The sequence below is a fragment of the Mycobacterium paraense genome (genome assembly GCF_002101815.1).
Classification (GTDB): domain Bacteria; phylum Actinomycetota; class Actinomycetes; order Mycobacteriales; family Mycobacteriaceae; genus Mycobacterium; species Mycobacterium paraense.
In genome coordinates, this window is the sequence record NZ_LQPM01000044.1 from 57,541 (window position 1) to 73,413 (window position 15,873).

The 15,873-nt window shown below is 69.8% G+C and carries 4 protein-coding genes; 3 read left to right on the plus strand and 1 reads right to left on the minus strand.

The genetic code is table 11. The features are described from left to right. Positions 1-124 precede the first annotated feature (124 nt). Both AWB89_RS25225 and AWB89_RS25230 read left to right on the plus strand, forming a co-directional pair. The gene (locus AWB89_RS25225) at positions 125-6,286 is read left to right on the plus strand and encodes a type I polyketide synthase (RefSeq protein ID WP_085177382.1); all 6,162 of its coding nucleotides are present in this window, start codon (positions 125-127) and stop codon (positions 6,284-6,286) included. Next, a complete protein-coding gene (locus AWB89_RS25230) occupies positions 6,276-13,568 on the plus strand; it encodes a beta-ketoacyl synthase N-terminal-like domain-containing protein (RefSeq protein WP_142282637.1) in 7,293 nt (2,430 codons plus the stop codon). Before AWB89_RS25225 ends, AWB89_RS25230 begins: the two co-directional genes overlap by 11 nt. Here AWB89_RS25230 and AWB89_RS25235 read toward each other — a convergent pair. Next, entirely contained in the window at positions 13,556-14,737 is a 1,182-nt protein-coding gene (locus AWB89_RS25235) for a permease (RefSeq protein WP_085177384.1), read from the minus strand. The two genes, AWB89_RS25230 and AWB89_RS25235, sit on opposite strands and share 13 nt — an antisense overlap. Positions 14,738-15,088: 351 nt before the next feature. Between AWB89_RS25235 and sepIVA the strand changes: the two genes are divergently transcribed. Further along, complete coding sequence (gene sepIVA / locus AWB89_RS25240) at positions 15,089-15,826, plus strand: cell division protein SepIVA (protein ID WP_085103100.1); 738 nt, start codon at positions 15,089-15,091, stop codon at positions 15,824-15,826. Positions 15,827-15,873: the final 47 nt, after the last annotated feature.

Below are 15,873 nucleotides of genomic sequence, written 5' to 3' on the forward strand. Positions count from 1 at the left end.
TCTGGTATCGTCCGGCGAGCGTTCGACCCGTCTTGGCTGATCAATCCGGTAAAACCTAACGGTCAGTCTTCGCGACCCGGGTTGACACGCCGTGCGGTACGTGTAGACGACGCGAAGGAGACCGGTGGTATCCAAGCATCCTCCCGTGGCCGTGGTCGGCGTGAGCGCGCTGTTTCCGGGGTCTCCCGAAGCCGAGCGCTTCTGGCGCAACATCGTCGGAGGCGTCGATCTGTTCTCCGACATTCCCGCGTCCCATTGGAGCGTTGAGGACTACTACGATCCGACTCCGGGCGCCCAAGACAAGGTTTATGCGCGTCGCGGCGGATTCTTGCCCGATATCGACTTTTCGCCGATGGATTTCGGAATTCCACCGAATGTTCTGCCCGCGACCGACACCGCACAATTGCTCGGCCTCAGAGTCGCGCAACAGGTTTTGGAAGACATGGCGGGCGGCGATTTCTCTCATATCGACCGTGAGCGCGTCAGCGTCGTTCTGGGCGCATCCGGCGGCACCGAGATGACCAACTACATGGGCGGCAGCCTGCACCGGCCGGTGTGGGAGCGGGGCCTTCGCGCGGCCGGTCTGTCCGAACGCGACGTCGCCGCGTTCAGTGAGAGCGTCGCGTCCGGCTATACGCCGTGGCAGGAGAACACCTTCCCGGGTCTTCTCGGCAACGTGATCGCCGGGCGCATCGCCAACCGGTTCGACCTCGGGGGTACGAACTGCGTCATCGACGCGGCCTGCGCCAGCTCCCTGGCCGCGCTCGAGGTCGGGCTGCACGAGCTGTATCTCGGTGAAGCGGACATGGTGATCGCGGGCGGCGTCGATGCCTTCAACGACATCTTGATGTTCATGTGCTTCGCCAAAGTCACCGCGCTGTCGCCCACCGGCGACTGCCGCCCGTTCTCCGACCAATCGGACGGCACCATGCTGGGTGAAGGGCTGGCGATGCTCGCGCTCAAGCGGCTCGACGACGCCGAACGCGATGGTGACCGCATCTACGCCGTCATCCGCGGCATCGGTACCTCGTCGGACGGCCGCGCCAAGAGCATCTATGCGCCGAGTCCGGCCGGCCAGGCCAAAGCCCTGCGCCGCGCCTATGCCGCGGCCGGCTACGGGCCCGAAACCGTGGGGCTCGTGGAGGCGCATGGCACCGGAACCAAAGCCGGCGACGTCGCCGAGTTCACCGCGCTGCGAGAGGTGTTCGACTCCTCGGGCCGGGCGGACCGGCAGTGGTGCGCGCTCGGCTCCGTCAAATCACAGGTCGGTCACACCAAAGGCGCGGCGGGTGCCTGCGGCCTGTTCAAGACCGTGCTGGCGCTGCACCACAAGACGTTGCCGCCCACCATCAAGGTCGATCAGCCCAACCCCGCCCTCGACATTGAGCAGTCACCGTTCTATCTGCCGACGCGGGCCAAGCCATGGGTGGCCGCCAACGGCGTGCCGAGGCGCGCGTCGGTCAGCTCGTTCGGCTTCGGCGGCACCAACTTTCACGTCACCGTCGAGGAGTACACGGGCACCGGGAAGCGCGCGTGGCGATACCGGTCCTGGGATTCCGAACTGATCGTGCTCGGCGCGCCCTCCGCCGCGGCGCTGTCCGAACAAGCCGCCCGTCTCGCAGCGTCACTCGTCGACACCGACGACATGCTCGGCTACATCGCACGCAGCACGCAATCCGCCTACGACGCCGCGCAGCCGCACCGCCTTGCCGTCGTCGCCGACGGCGTCGCGGACCTGCGCACCAAGCTCGACGACGTCGCGGCGACGCTGAAGGCGCCCGATTTGGCGGTGTCATTCAGTTCGCCGCGGGGTTACCACTATTCGGCGCAACAGCCCGGTCCGGTCGCGCTGTTGTTTCCGGGACAGGGCAGCCAGTACGTCGGCATGGGCGCCGACCTCCCGCAGCTCTACGAGCCGGCGCTCGCGCCGTGGGAAGTCGCCTCCGCCCAGCTGCTGAACGCCGATCGCGACCTGCACCAGGTCGTGTGGCCGCGCTCGGCGTTCACCGACGACGAGCGCGCGCGGCAGGCGGCCGAATTGACGAGAACCGAGTGGGCGCAGCCGGGCATCGGCGCCCACAGCCTGAGCCTGCTGTCGGTGATCCGTGCCCTCGGCATCGCGCCGGTTGCCGTCGGCGGACACAGCTTCGGCGAAGTCAGCGCGCTCTGTGCCGCTGGCGTTTTCAGCGAAGAGGTCGCCCTGCTGATCGCGCGGGCACGTGGCGCGCTGATGGCCGAGGCGGCGACCCACAGCGACGGCGCGATGTGCGCGGTGGCCGCGCCGCTGGAGTGGGTCCGCAAGCTGATCGCGGAGTCCGGGCTCGCGGTGTCCATCGCCAACCACAACGCCCCCGACCAGTTCGTGCTCTCGGGCGACAGCGCCGCCATCGACGTTGCCGCGCAACGGTTTAACGAGGCGGGCATCAACGCGCGGCGCCTCGACGTCGCCACCGCCTTCCATTCCGACATCGTCAGCCCGGCGGCGGCTCCCTTCGCGTCGTTCCTTTCTGACGTCCCGTTCCGCGCGCCCGAGGTGCCGGTGTACGCCAACGCGACGGCGCGGCCGTACGCCTCCGACGCTGCGGAGATGCGGACGACGCTGGCCAACCAGATCGCTCAGCCGGTGCGGTTCGCCGAACAGATTCAGGCGATGTGGCAGGCCGGCGCGCGCACCTTCGTCGAGGTGGGCCCCGGCAGCGTGCTGACAAACCTGGTCGGCAAGTGCCTCGCGGACCAGGAGCACGTCGCGGTGGCCCTGGATGCCAAGCACACGAACGGGATTCGAGCGCTGTGGAACGGGCTGGCCCAACTCGCTGCCGCCGGCGTCCCGATGAACTTCGAGCGACTGTGGGCCGATTACCGCCCCGGCGACGATCCTCGCACTCGCCAGCGACCGAAGCTGACCCTCAAGATCAACGGATCCAACTACGGACGGCCCACCGCAAGCGACCGGCCAGAATCGGAGCCCACATTGGCGCCAGCAGAACCAATCACGCCCGCCGCCCACGTGCCCGCCCCGGCGCCGCTGCCGGTCGCTCCCGCGGCGCTCAATGGTAACGGCGCGCACGGCGGCACGCCGGTCACCGCGGTGCCCCCCGCGACAACCCCCGCCGCGTCTGAGGTGGGTGCCGACGTGATAGCCGAGATGACCGCGGCGGTCGCAACGTTGCGCGAAACCGTCGACCATTTGCAAGAGCTGTTGGAGGGTCTCGTGTCGAGGGCCGCGGTGACCGCACCGCCCCCCGCACCGCCGTTCGTCCCCAACGGGAAACCGGCTCTACCCACACCACCGGCGGCCCCGGCCGGTCATAACGGCGCCGCGCCCAGTCATAACGGCGCGGCGCACGCCGTGGTTGCGCCGGTGGCCGTTTCGCCCGCCGGCAGCGAGTTGGTGACCCAGACGCTGGAGGTGGTCGCGGACAAGACCGGCTACCCGGTGGAGATGCTGGACCTGTCGATGGCGCTGGAGGCCGACCTGGGGATCGATTCGATCAAGCGGGTGGAGATTCTTTCCGCGGTGCAGCAGCGGATCCCGAGCCTGCCCGAGGTGGAGACCTCGACGATGGCGGCCCTGGGCACGCTGCGGGAGATCACCGATTACCTGCAGAGCCTGACCGGCACCGCGGCGCACAACGGCACCGCGCCGGCCCATAACGGGACCGCGGCGCCGGTCGTGACGGCGGCTCCGGTCAAGGCGCCTGCGCCGGTGGCGGTTTCGGCCGCCGGCGGTGAGTTGGTGACCCAGATGCTGGAGGTGGTCGCCGAGAAGACCGGCTACCCGGTGGAGATGCTGGACCTGTCGATGGCGCTGGAGGCCGACCTGGGGATCGATTCGATCAAGCGGGTGGAGATTCTTTCCGCGGTGCAGCAGCGGATCCCGAGCCTGCCCGAGGTGGAGACCTCGACGATGGCGGCCCTGGGCACGCTGCGGGAGATCACCGATTACCTGCATAGCCTCGCCGGCCCCCCGGCCGAGGTAGGTGATCGCCTCCCTTTTGACCTGGCCGGAGCTGGGATCGCGCGCTATGCGGTGCGTGCGATCCCCGCTCCGGCTAGTGGGATGGGGATGCCGGGTCTCTACACCGCCACCACGGTGGAGATCGTCGCAACGCACGACGACCAGCGCGCCACGGCCGACGCCCTCGCGGCAATCCTGCGCGCGCACGGCATCAACGCCACGATCACGTCCGAGCCGAGCGCAACCGCCCAGGCGGTGATCCACCTCGGCGGCCTGCACCGTACCGCCGGCCGCGAGGATGCGCTGGCCGCCAACCGGACCGCCTTCGCCCACGCGCAGCGCGTCGCCGCGACATTCGCCGAACACGGCGGTGTCTTCGTCACCGTTCAGGACACCGGCGGCACTTTCGGCCTGCTCACCGACCCCGGGCCGCGCGCCTGGGCCGGCGGCGTCGCCGCACTCGCCAAGACCGCCGCGCAGGAGTGGCCCCGCGCGCAGGTCAAAGCGATCGACATCGAGGTCGACCGGCAGTCGCCGCGCACCGTCGCCGAGCACCTCGCTCACGAGATATTGGCGGGCGGAGCCGAATTGGAAGTCGGCCTGGGTAGCGCGCACGGCCGGATCACGGTCGTCGCGGACGCGAGGCAGGTGACCACCCACACGCGCCGCGTCGACCGCGGCGACGTCATCGTCGTGTCGGGCGGGGGCCGCGGCGTCACCGCCGCGTCGGTGATCGCCCTCGCGGAAGAGACGCAGGCGAGCTTCGTCCTGCTCGGGCGCACCGAACTGTCCGACGAACCTCCCGAGGCCCGCGGCCTGACCACCGACGCCGAGCTCAAGCGCGCCCTCCTCGCCGGCGCCGCGGCACAAGGGCAGAAGCCCACACCCAAACAGCTGGAGCAGCAGGTGCAGCGGGTCCTCGCCGATCGCGAGGTGCGCGCGACGCTCGCCGCCCTGGCCGCCGCCGGCTCGCGGGCCCGCTACGCCGCCACCGACGTCCGCGACGCGGCCGCGCTGCACGCCCTACTCGACAGCGTGCGAACCGAATTCGGGCCCATCACCGGACTGGTGCACGGCGCCGGCGTGCTGGCCGATGCGCCCCTGCACAAGAAGACCCTGGATGGATTCGACCGCGTCTTCGCGACCAAGGTGGGCGGTCTCGGCGCGCTGCTGGACGCGACGGCCGCCGATCCGCTCAAGGTCATCTGCCTGTTCTCGTCGGTGGCCGCGCGCAGCGGCAACGTCGGCCAAAGCGACTACGCCATGGCCAACGAGGTCCTCAACAAGGTGGCCCTGGCCGAGCAGGCCCGCCGCGGCCCGGCCTGCCTGGTGCGGGCCCTGGGCTGGGGGCCGTGGGAATCCGGGATGGTCACGCCGGGCCTGAAGGCGATGTTCGAGTCGCGGGGCATCTCGCTGATCCCGCTCGCGCGGGGTGCGAAGGCGTTCGTCTCCGACGTGCTGGACGCCGGACCCCCGACTCCCGAGGTCACCCTCGGCGACGGCGTATTGGCCGGGCTGCCAACCCATCCGGTGCACGCCGAGGGCCGCCTCGCCCGCGTCGTGGCGCACGCGACCCGCCAGGATTACCTGCTCGATCACCGCGTCCAGGGCAAGGTCGTGCTGCCCATCGTGCAGGTGCTGGAGTGGTTCGTGCGGATGGCCGAATCCTGCCGGCCCGGACACCGCGTGGATCGGGTCGTCGACCTCAAGGTGCTTCGCGGCGTCACGCTGCCGGACTTCGAACAACAGGGCGACGCGCTGCTGGTGCGCTGCGCGGGGGCCGACGGGCATCCGCATCGGCTGGCGTGCACGTTGTCCGACCCCTCGGGATCGACGATCTACTACTCCGCGACCATCGAAATGGGTTGGGCCGCAACGGTTGCGCCCGCCGCCCCGACGGCGCCGTCCGGCGGGCGCCGGCTGGACCGCGACGCCTGCTACCACGGTGACGCGCTCTTCCACGGCCCGGCGTTCCAGGTCCTCGAGGGCGTGGACTGCGCGGCGACGACCGCGACGGCGGCCCTGCACGGCCTGACGACGGCGGGCTGGCGCGGCGACGGCTGGGCGACGGATCCGGCGGCGCTCGACGGCTGCCTGCAGGCGGCTTTGGTGTGGGCCTTCGAACGGCTCGGCCGCACCGTGTTGCCGCTGGGGGTGGGCGAGGTCGTGCGGCATCGATCCGGCGCCCTGGGCGACGGATTGCGGTGCGTGCTCACCAACGGCGATGCCACGAGCAACCGGGCCGTTTGCGACCTGGACCTGGTGGACGCCGACAACCGCGTGGTCGCCAGCTTCAAGCGACTCGAGTTGTACCCCTATGGCGTTTGAGCCCATCGCGATCGTGGGCCAGGGCTGCGTCCTGCCCGGCGGCCTGAGCCCCGGCGAGTTGTGGCAGACCGTGCACCACGGCCGAGACGTGCTCGGCTCACCGCAACCCGGCTACTGGGGCGTGTCGGCGGCGCACGTCATCCGCGACGAGGCGAACGACGCGTTGCCCGACCACGCCTGGTCGGACCGCGGCGGATACGTGCGGGGCTTCGGCGAGATCTTCGACCCCGGCCGCTTTCTGCTGAGCGCCGATCAGTTCCGGGGCCTCGATCCGCTGTGCCTGTGGGCCCTCGAGGCAGCCCGCCAGGCGCTCGAGAGCGCCGGCTGGCGCCCCGGTGAAGTCCCCGGTGCGGCCGGGGTGGTGCTCGGCAACCTGAGCTACCCGACGACATCGATGACCGACGTGGCCGAAAGCGTCTGGCGCGGTTCGCAAGACGGATTCGATTGGCGCAACCGTTTCATGTCCGGGCTGCCGGCGCATATCGTGGCCGACGCGCTGGGGTTGACCGCAGGTGCCACCGCACTGGACGCCGCGTGCGCCTCCTCGCTGTACGCGATCAAGCTGGCGTGCGACCGGCTCCACGACGGCAGCGCGGACGTGATGGTGGCCGGGGGAGTGAACGGCGCCAGCGACCTCCTGCTGCACGTCGGTTTCACTGCGCTACAGGCCTTGAGCCGCAGCGGACAGTCGCGACCCTTCCACCGCGGCGCGGACGGATTGGTGCCCGCCGAGGGTGCGGCGATTTTGGTGCTCAGGAGGCTCGAAGACGCCGTCGCCGACGGCGACGGGATCCTGGGCGTGATCCGCGCGGTCGGCCTCAGCAACGACGGCCGCGGGCAGGGCCTGCTGGTGCCGTCGCAGGAGGGGCAGGAGCGGGCGATGCGGCTCGCTTACGAGATGGCCGAGCTGGAGCCGCAGGACATCTCACTCATCGAGTGCCATGCCACCGGAACGTCGCGCGGCGACCTGACCGAGCTGATGAGCATGGCGCGCATCTTCGACGGGATGGCGGACATACCCATCGGGTCGCTGAAATCCAACCTGGGCCACTCGATCACGGCATCCGGCGCCGCGGGAGCCATCAAGGTGCTCGCGGCGATGCGCGCCGGCATCCGCCCCCCGACGCTGCACGCCGACGATCCGTTGCCGTTCCTCGCCGACTCGCCGTTCCGCCTGCTCCACGAGGCCGAACCCTGGGCGTGCGCCGGTCCGCGCCGCGCCGCGATCAACAACTTCGGGTTCGGCGGCAACAACGCTCACCTGATCCTCGAGGAGTGGATCGAGCCCGCCGCCGAGCAGCACACGCCGCCCAAATTCCCGCCCACCGGGCGCATCGCCGGGGGCGACGTCGCGATCGTGGGGGTCAGCCTGCTCGTGGGTGACGACGACACCGCCTCGGTGGCAAAGCATCTGACGAGCTGCGAACCGATCCCGGGCCGCGACGCCGACGGCACCCGCCGGGCGCGGATGACCGAGATCTGCCTCGACGTCACGCAAACACGCTTTCCGCCAACCGATCTCAAACAGACCTTGCCCCAGCAGCTGGCCCTGCTGGGGGCGGCCGTCAACATCGAAACGGTGATCGGCGCCCTGCCGCCGGACAGGACGAGCGTCATCGTCGGAATGGGCTGCGACACCGAGATCACCCGGCTGGGTCTGCGGTGGCGGTTGGCCGACGACATCGATGACCCCGTCCGACTGGCGGCGGCGCGCGACGCGGTCGCGCCGCCGTGGACGGCCGCCGGCGTGGTCGGCGCCATGCCGAACATCGTCGCCAACCGGCTGAACCGGCAATTCGACCTGCGGGGGCCAAGTTTCACGGTGTCCAGGGAAGAGCTGTCCGGCACCACCGCGCTGGAGCTGGCCGCCCGCCAATTGCGGCGACGCGAGGTCGACGCCGCCGTGGTCGGTGCGGTGGATCTGTGCTGCGAACCGGTACACGAGGCGTCGGCGCGCGCGTTGCTCGGACCGGGCGAGCAGATACCCGGCGACGCCGCCGTCGTCGTCGTGCTCAAGCGCGCCGCCGACGCGCGCCGTGACGGCGACACGATTCTGGCGACCCTGCCGGCGGATGCGGAGCCGCGGGGGGAGTGCCTGCACCTCGGCACCGCACCCGGCGCGTTGAACCTCACGCCGCTGCTCGGCCACGCCCACGCCGCATCCGGACTGCTGCACGTCGCAGTCGGCGCGCTGTACGGCTTCTTCGGCATCGCCCCCGACGGCGCGCCGTGGGCGGCCGAAAAGCGTTCCGTCGTCGTCTCGCTCGCCGCGCTCGGTGGCCAGCAACAGCAGATCGTCCTGGCGCCCGCGGCGGCGGCCCGCCGCGACACCGGTGCGCTCGACGCCGCGCTGCGCCCCGGGCCTCGCACGGGGAAACCCGCACGCTTGCACTTTCCGGCTCACCCGCCCGCCGTTCGGCTGCCGATTCGCGCTCCGGCTGCGGCCACCAACGGCGACACCCCTCGACTGGAGCAGCCCATGACGACCCACCTGCCCGTTCCGCCGGCCCTGCCGAAAACCACCGACGCGTTGGCGCGCGTTCCGCTGGGTGCAGACCTGCTCGGCCAGGCGCCGCCGGAGCCGCTGACGATCGGCCGCGCGCTCGAGGTCCGCAACGGTAACGGCTCCGCCGCCGCGCACGCTGCGCAACCGCCGAACGGTCTGAAAGCGCAGCGCCGCAACGACGTTGACTATCTCCTGGGCGGGGGCGCCTACCGGGCGACCCAGCCCGCCCGGCCGGCCGGCAAGCAGCTGCCCATCCCGACGGTCAAGCGCACGCCGGTCGGCCTCGCGCTGGATAAGGACGGCCTGCGCGTGCACGCCTCGGGCAGGATCTCCGACATCTACGGCCCGGCGTTCGCGGTGCAAGACGACTACGCGCGGCAGGTGCGGATGCCCGAACCTCCGCTGTTGCTGGCGGATCGCCTGCTGGGCATCGACGCCGAGCCGGGCCGCAGCGGCACCGGAACCCTGTGGACCGAAACCGATGTCACCGCCGACGCGTGGTGGCTGCATCAGGGCCGGATGCCGGCCGGAATCATGATCGAGGCGGGCCAGGCCGACCTCATGCTCATCTCCTGGATGGGCGCCGACTTCGCGAACAAGGGCGAACGGGTCTATCGCCTGCTGGGCTGCGAGGTGACCTACCTGGGCGGCCTGCCCGAGATCGGCGACACCCTGCGCTTCGACATCCATGTCGACGGCCACGCCAGCCAGGGCGACATCCGCATGTTCTTCTTCCACTACGACTGCACGATCGGCGGCGCCGAGCGGATGTCGATGCGCAACGGCCAGGCCGGGTTCTTCTCCGACGAGGAGCTGGCGGCGTCCGGCGGGATCCTCTGGCGCCCCGAGGATGAGACCGTCAGCGGGCCAATGGAATCGACGCGGGCGCGAACGTCGCGCACCGCACTGCGGCGCGCCGATCTCGAGGCGATGGCGGCCGGCGACATCTGGCACACGTTCGGCGACGGCTTCGAGCGCGCCGCCAGCCACACCCGCACGCCGAGCATCGCGGGCGGCGACATGCTGTTCGTCGACGAGGTGACCCACCTCGATTTCGCCGGCGGCCCGTGGGGCAGGGGTTATCTGCGCGCGGTTGCGCACGTGAACCCCGACACGTGGTTCTTTCACGGTCATTTCAAGAACGACCCCTGCATGCCGGGCACGCTCATGTACGAGGCGACCATGCAGACGATGGCCATCTACATGACCGGCCTCGGCATGACCCTGGATTGCGATGGGTGGCGTTTTGAACCCGTGCCGTTCGAGACCTACAAGCTGGTGTGCCGCGGTCAGGTGACGCCGCAGTCACGCGAGCTGGTCTACGAGGTGTTCGTGCGGGAGGTCATCGCCGGACCGGAACCCACCGTGTTCGCGGACTTGTTGTGCACGGTCGACGGGCTGCCGGCCTTCCACTGCCGCCGGATGGGACTGCGGCTTTCCCCCGGCTGCCCGATGGACATGGGTGTCAAAGAGCTGGACGGGTACGCCGAATCCAAGCCCGTCGCCGAGGGGCACGGGGTCAAGTTCGACTACACGGCCATGCTCGCCTGCGCCATCGCCAAGCCCTCGCTGGCGCTCGGCCCCCTCTACGAGAAGTTCGACACGGACCGCAGGGTGGCCAGGCTGCCGGGCCCGCCCTACCACTTCATGTCCCGGGTGACCGAGGTGGTGGGCGAGCTCGGCGTGGCCAAGCCCGGCGCGCACGTGGTCGCCGAGTACGACGTTCCCAGCGACGCCTGGTATTTCGCCGAGAACAAGGGCTCCAACCGGAAACAGACGATGCCCAACGCGGTCCTCATGGAGATCGCGCTGCAGCCCTGCGGCTGGCTGGGCGCCTACGCCGGTTGCCCACTGGACTTCGACGTCGACCTGTTCTTCCGCAACCTCGACGGAACGGGGACGCAGCACCGGGAGATCACCCCGTCGACCGGAACGTTGCGAATCAAGGCCGTGCTGAAGAGCGTCGCGCAGGCCGGCGGAACCATCATCGTCAGCTTCGACGGCGAGATCGCCGCGGACGACGGGATCGTCTACACGTTCGACACGGTGTTCGGATATTTCCGGCTCGAAGCGTTGCAGCAGCAAGTGGGGCTCCCGGTCAGCGCGGAGCAGCGCGCCCAGTTGGAGCTCGGCTGCGACGCTCCGATCGTGGACCTGGGCACCCGGCCGGACAAGTTCTTTGGTCCGGGCGCCCGGCTGGCCGACCCGATGCTGCTGATGATCGACCGGGTCACGGGCCGGTGGCCCACCGCCGGCAGCGCCGGCCTGGGCCGGTGGCGCGCCGTCAAGGACATCAACCCCGCCGAGTGGTACTTCAAGGCGCACTTCTACCGCGATCCGGTGCAGCCCGGATCGCTGGGCATCGAAATGCTGCTGCAGCTCCTGCAATTCGCGATGCTCGATCTCGGGTTCGGTGAAGAGGCCGGGCCATCGGCGCGCTTCGAGCCGGTCGCGCTCGAGCACGCGATCACCTGGCGGTATCGCGGCCAGATCGTGCCCACCAACAAGCGCATCACCGGGGAGGTGGAGATCACCCGCATCGCGCGCGAGGCCGGCGGCACGCTGGCCGTGGCCGATGCCTCGCTGTGGTGCGACGGGATACGGATCTACAGCGCGAGCGACCTCGGCATGCGCATCACGCGCGCCGCGCCGACGCCGATTCAGCCCGCGGCGACCACGGTGGAGACCACCATCGATCCCGCCCGCGACACCTGGGTCGCCGATCACTGCCCGACGTACGTCATCCCCTCGCTGCCGATGATGTCGGTGCTGGACCTGTTCGCGCAGGCGGGCGGCCAGGCGGCCGGCGGGGCCAAGGTGGCGGCTGCCATTACCGACCTGCAGCTGGTTCGCTGGGTCGTCGTCGATTCGCCGACGCGGGTGCGGGTGGTGGTCGAACCCGTTGCGCCGGGCCGCTTTACGGGCTGCCTTCAGGTGTGGCGCGACGCGCCCCGTGCCGAGCTGTCGCGCTGGGAGACGCACGCGCAGGCCGTGATCGCCACCGCGGACCGCTACGCGGGCGAGCCGCCAACCCCTGCGCCCTTGCGCGACGCGATCCCGTACGCCGATCCCTACGACGGCACGGTGTTCCACGGACCCGCGTTCGCCACCCTGATGGACGGCGCCCGGATAGGCCGCAACGGCTCCTCCGGGACGCTCGCGGTCGAACGGTGCAAGGTTCCGGTGGGTCGGCAGCATCCGGGGCTGCTCGACGGCGCGTTTCACGTCGTTCCCCACACCGCGATGAGCGTATGGACCACCGACCACGCGGCTGTCGCGTCGTACGCGGACGCGGCGGATCGGCTGGTCGGCTTTCCGCGCCGGGTGATCTGGGCGCGGTTCTACAGCGACCCGCCCACGGAAGGGACGGTGGACGTCGAAGCCCGGTTCGTCGGGTTCGACGACGACACCGACGCCGGGGCCCGCCTGCCGATCGTCGACCTGTGGCTCAGCGCCGCGGGCAAGCCGTGGGCCTACCTGCGCGTCGTCGAATTCCTCTTGGAGAAGGGACATCTCGTCCACGTCAGCGGACGGGAGCGGCGCGCGTTCATGGCCGAGCGTCGCGCGGTCCCCGGCATGGCGTTGAGCGATCGGTTGGGCCGCGGGGTCGTCAGGCTCGACTCCGCGCGGGCCGCGACCCAGGACTGGTTCAAGGGCACCCTGCGGGCGCTGTATGGCACCGACGGCCGTGGCGATGCGCTGATCGCCAACATCGCGATCAAGGAAGCCGTCGCGGATGCCGCCCACGGCTCGATACACCCGGCGCAGGTTCGCGTCGTCGACGGGCAGGCGAGTTGCCCGGCGCTGCCACTGGAGCGCATCTCGGTCGAGGTCGAGCACACCCAGGGCGCGTGTCGGGCGAGCGCGTCGCTGCGGACCGACTGGCAACCGGTGCGCGCCTGGTCGACGGACCGGCAGGGGCTGCGGCCGGGCGGGTTCGCCGATCTGGTGCACTGGGCCTTGCTGTCGCGCTACGTCAGGCACGTCATCGTCACGGATCCCGTTGCGATGGCGGCGGTTCGGGGAAGGCCGGTGTTGCTGCTGGCCAACCACCAGGTGCAGGTCGAGTCGATCCTCGGCACGTCGATCGCGTCGTGGCTGACCGACACGAAGGTGGTCACGATCGCCCACGCCAAGCACGAAACCCGTTGGGTCGGTGCCCTGACGCGGCTGGCGGACGCCGCGGCGAACGGGAAGCCTTCCAGCAATCGATACTTCGACCAGCGAAACCCCGAGCAGTTCTTGAGCCTGGTCGACGAGATCAAGCGCGATGTCGCCGCCCATGGCGTGTCGACCATGGTGCACGCCGACGGGACGCGGTACCTGTGCTCAAGCCAGCGGGTCGAGAAGCTCACCTCGACGCTGCTGGACCTGGCGATCGACGCGGCATTGCCCATCGTGCCGCTGTACTTCGCGGGCGGTCTGCCGGAGGAACCGCTGGAGGGGAAGCTCGAGGTTCCGTACCGCCACGCCGCGCAGGACTACATCTTCGGCCGGCCCATCATGCCCGACGAGCTGGCGGCGTGGCCCTACGCCGAACGGCGACGCCGCGTCATGGATGCCATCAACGCGCTCGCCCCGTTCAGCGACGCGCCGCATGAGCCGAATTACGCTGTGGAGGACCGGATTGCCGCTGCCGCACCGGGCGCGTCCCCCCTGGAGTCGATCTGGGATTGCATCGAGGACGCGCTGGATGCCCTGCCGGCGGACTGGCGCAACACGATCGGCAGCGACCAGTGGGTGGCGACGCGATCCGCGGTGAGTCAGTCGCCGTGATGGCTGTGCTCGTGAGGGCCATCCGCCGGCGCCGGGGAGCCGCCCATCATCCGTAGCATCGGGACTCCGCCCGAGGTGACGAATCGCACGATCAGGACCGCCGCGATGACGAGGAAGGCGATGTTGAGCCAGGTGGTGTAGTTCCAGGAGATCGACGCTTCCATCACCGTGGCGTTGCGCTGTTTTGGTATGAGACTCGTTGTGCCGAAGATCAATTCGACGAGGTAACCGGCGGCGACCATCGCGGCGTAGAAGGTGCCGAGCAGCGTCAGCATCATCCGGGTGCCGTAGTACTTGCGGTAGATGTTCAGGATCGGCAGGATCAGCAGGTCGGCGTAGATGAAGGCGATGACGCCGCCGAAGCTGATGCCACCGTTCCAGAGCACCGCGGCCAGCGGCACGTTGCCGATCGAGCAGACGAACGACACGATCGCGACGATCGGTCCCACCAGCGGACCCCACACCGCCGACCAGACCGGATGATCGGTCAAAAAGAAGATCCGCCAAAAGCTTTCGGGCACCCACGCCGCGATGGCGCCCGCGATCAGCAGGCCCAACACCAGGTCCCGCAGGATCGCCAACCACTCCATGACGAACACGTGCGAGACCGAGGTGAAGCCCTGCGGGGACAGCAGCCGCCGCCAAAACGAGCCCTCTTTCTGGATCGACATGTCCATGGCGGCATGGCCTTCCATGGAGCCGGCGATGCCGCGCTCGGCCTGCTCGCGGGCGGCGTCGACGAGCCGGGACCGCACGAACAGCCGGAACAGGACGGCGAGCACCACGATCATCAGCGGTCCGCCGACGAATTCCGCGGCCGTGAACTGCCAGCCCATCAGCAGCGCCAGGATGATGCCCAACTCCACCACGAGGTTGGTGGAACCGATCTCGAACGCCATCGCGGCGGTGAAGTTGGCGCCTTTGCGGAACAGGGAGCGCGCCAGGGCCACCGCGGCGTAGGAGCACGACGACGAGGCCGCACCCAGCCCGGCCGCCACGGCCAGCGTGCGCGGCCGGTCGTCGCCCAGCAGGGAGACGACCGTCGAGCGCCGCACCACGGCCTGCACCACCGCCGACAGGGCGAAGCCGAGGACCAGCGCCCACAGGATTTCCCACGTCATCGACCCCGCCAGCCCTAAGGCATGACCGACCGCTGCCAGCGCCCTCATTGAGTCCTCCGCTTCGATTGCTCGGGCCGCGTCCGCCAGCCAAGATATACCCCCATGGGGTATAGGTCAAGGGCGCGGACGGTCGTTTCCGGGGCTGCAGGCGCCGTTTTCCCTAGAATGGCTGCACAATCGGTGCGGGGACCGGGCAAAAGAATATGGACTGACGAACCCCGCGCGGCGGCTGGGCCCGCGGCATGGCGCGAACGGCAAAAACTATGGATTTCACTCGCGATGTGCGGGTTTACCGGGCAAATCTCCGACACACCGGCGTCGCCACCGCTGTCACAGAGGTAACAGCAGGCACACTGGTAACAACGGATTTTTCTTGCAAGACGCCAGGAGGGCATGGCCGTGTACCGAGTTTTTGAGGCGCTGGACGAATTGGGCGCCATCGTGGAAGAGGCGCGCGGTGTGCCGATGACGGCCGGCTGCGTCGTGCCCCGCGGTGACGTGCTGGAACTGATCGACGACATCAAGGACGCGATCCCCGGCGAGCTGGACGACGCCCAGGACGTGCTCGACGCGCGCGATTCGATGCTGCAGGACGCCAAGTCGCACGCCGAGTCGATGGTCTCCTCGGCGACCACGGAGTCCGAATCCATGCTCAACCACGCCCGCGCCGAGGCCGACCGGCTGTTGTCCGACGCGAAGGCGCAGGCCGACCGGATGGTGAGCGAGGCCCGCCAGCACAGCGAGCGGATGGTCGGGGAGGCCCGCGAGGAGTCGATTCGCATCGCCACGGCGGCGAAACGCGAGTACGAGGCCAGCGTCAGCCGCGCCCAGGCCGAAGCGGACCGGCTGATCGAGAACGGCAACATCTCGTACGAAAAGGCCGTGCAAGAGGGCATCAAGGAGCAGCAGCGGCTGGTCTCGCAGAACGAGGTGGTGCAGGCCGCCAACAACGAAGCGACCCGCCTGATCGACACGGCGCACGCCGAGGCCGACCGGCTGCGCGGCGAGTGCGACATCTACGTCGACAACAAGCTGGCCGAGTTCGAGGAATTCCTCAACGGCACGCTGCGGTCCGTCGGCCGCGGCCGTCACCAGCTGCGGACGGCCGCCGGCACCCACGACTACGCGACGCGCTAGCGGGGTCCGCGCCCTTTCCTTACGCGCGCCGCGCCGTAGGATTTCTC